A 1,964-nucleotide genomic window follows, 5' to 3' on the forward strand; every position below is an offset into this window, starting at 1 on the left:
AGCGTCTGCGCGCGCGCAACACCCACCCCCAGCAGCGGAGAGGCCACCACAGCCGCCATCACCACCGCAAACGGCATCACCCCTGGGCGAAACGGATTCATGGGCATGGGCATGCTCCTGCGCGAAAGGCCGGGTCTGGCCCGGAGGTGGCGCAGGCTAGCGGAGCGGGCCGCCGGCGGCCAGCGGCACGCCATACAAAACGCCGGCGGGCCGCACGCGGCCCCCCGGCGCTGCGGCTTCAGAAGACGAAGCCGGGCTGCGGCTGGAAATCCGGCAGCGGCGCGGTGCCGCAGTCGAACGCCTCGGTCAGGCTGAAGGAGCCGCCCAGGCGGCGGCCCAGCACGGCAGCCCCCGCCTCCCCCGGCCGGCGCTGCACGGCCACCACCCGGCCGCCCTCGGCCAGCTGCTCGACCAGCAGCGGCGGGATCTCCGGCACCTGCCCCTCGATGAGGATGAGGTCGTAGGGCGCGCCCTCGGCATGGCCGCGCGCGGCATTGCCCTCGATGATGCGGATGCTGCCCGGCGCCACCGACAGCCCGGCCAGCGCGTCCCGCGCCAGGGCCAGCAGCGCCGGCGCGCTCTCCACCGCCGTCACGCGGGCGCCGAGGCGGGCGGCCAGCGCCGCGCCATAGCCGCTGCCGGCGCCGAGCAGCAGCACCTGCTCCTCGGCGCGGATCTGCGCCAGCTGCATCAGCCGGGCCTGCATCATGGGCTGGATCATCACGCGGCCGCCGCCGAGCGGCACGTCCTCATCGGCATGCGCGCGGGGCGCCTGCGCCGGCGGCACGAAGCGGTGCCGCGGCAGGTCCGACATGGCCGAGAGGATGCGCGGGTCGGTCACCTTGTTGGGGCGAAGCTGCCCGTCCACCATCCATTTGCGCGCACCCGCGAAATCCATCGCCTGCTGTCCTCGACTGCCGGGGCACGGACCACTTCCCGCGCCGTGCCGGCGTTATAGGCGCGCCGCGCGCCGCGCGCCAAGCGCAAGGCACTCTTGACCGGGAGCCTCAGACCCACGATACACCCCCACCGAAGGCCCGATGGCAGAGTGGTGATGCAGCGGACTGCAAATCCGCGTACGTCGGTTCAATTCCGGCTCGGGCCTCCACGGACTACCCCACCGATCATCCGGTGGACGACGCGAAAGCGGAACGGTTTCAAAGGGGTCTTGCAGAGCCCGGAACGCCCCGCTATAGCGCCGGCCACACGCTGATCCCCGATAGCTCAGCTGGTAGAGCACGCGACTGTTAATCGCTAGGTCGTTGGTTCGAGTCCAACTCGGGGAGCCAATCAAGGAAGAGGGCGCCGGAAACGGCGCCCTTTTTCTTTGTTTCCGGTTTTCTTGGTGTCCGGCTTCGCTGCACGGGGAGGACCGGCGCCCTCCCCGCTCCTTTCTGTCACGCCATGGCAGGCATGGGCATCAGGCGGCTGGCCGCCTCCGGCGCCACCCAGGCCAGGCCGCCGCCGCAGAACACCGCCACGGGCGCCCGCCGGTCCGGGTCCACCAGCACCACGTCGCCCCGCAGCCCGGGCGAGAGCCGCCCGCGGTCCGCAAGGCCCGCCGCGGCGGCGGGGTTGGCGCTGACCAGCGCCCAGGCGGCGGGCAAATCCAGCACCCCGCGCGATTCCAGCACGAAGGCCGCCTCCAGCAGCGAGGGCCAGACATAGTCCGAGGCCAGCACCGTCACCAGGCCACGCTCGGCCAGCGGCGCGGCGCTGGCCCAGCCCAGATGGCTGCCGCCGCGCACCACGTTGGGCGCGCCCATCACCACCGCCTCGCCCGCCGCCCGCGCCGCCTCGGCCACCGCCTCGGCCATCGGGAACTCGCAGATGCCCGCGCCGAGCGTGCGGAACATCGCCCGCTCCTCCACCGTCGCGTCGTCATGGCTGGCGATGGGCAGGCCGGCGGCGCGGGCGGCCTCGGCCAGCCGCAGCCGCGCCGCCGGCACCCCGGCGCGCCGCGC

The 1,964-nt window shown here is 73.6% G+C and carries 1 protein-coding gene, 2 tRNA genes and 1 pseudogene; 2 read left to right on the forward strand and 2 right to left on the reverse strand.

What is annotated here, in order from left to right:
- Positions 1-238 precede the first annotated feature (238 nt).
- Positions 239-898: a protein-L-isoaspartate O-methyltransferase family protein gene (locus ACFOY6_RS23960; RefSeq protein WP_379652438.1), complete on the reverse strand. Its 660-nt coding sequence runs from the start codon at positions 896-898 to the stop codon at positions 239-241.
- 136 nt (positions 899-1,034) lie between these two features.
- Between ACFOY6_RS23960 and ACFOY6_RS23965 the strand changes: the two genes are divergently transcribed.
- Both ACFOY6_RS23965 and ACFOY6_RS23970 read left to right on the forward strand, forming a co-directional pair.
- A tRNA-Cys gene (locus tag ACFOY6_RS23965) sits at positions 1,035-1,108 on the forward strand.
- Positions 1,109-1,213: 105 nt separating this feature from the next.
- Positions 1,214-1,289: transfer RNA gene (locus tag ACFOY6_RS23970), tRNA-Asn, on the forward strand.
- A 108-nt stretch (positions 1,290-1,397) separates the two neighbouring features.
- On the opposite strand, the pseudogene ACFOY6_RS23975 reads toward ACFOY6_RS23970, so the two are convergent.
- Positions 1,398-1,964 (reverse strand): annotated as a pseudogene (locus ACFOY6_RS23975) (hypothetical protein); the annotation flags it as partial.

It is taken from the genome of Teichococcus aestuarii, assembly GCF_042651065.1.
Taxonomy (GTDB): Bacteria; Pseudomonadota; Alphaproteobacteria; order Acetobacterales; family Acetobacteraceae; genus Pseudoroseomonas; species Pseudoroseomonas aestuarii.

Bases quoted from the DNA above. Each gene is read 5' to 3' on its own strand.
- ACFOY6_RS23960 (WP_379652438.1), bottom strand. From the start codon at position 898: ATGGATTTCGCGGGTGCGCGCAAATGGATGGTGGACGGGCAGCTTCGC.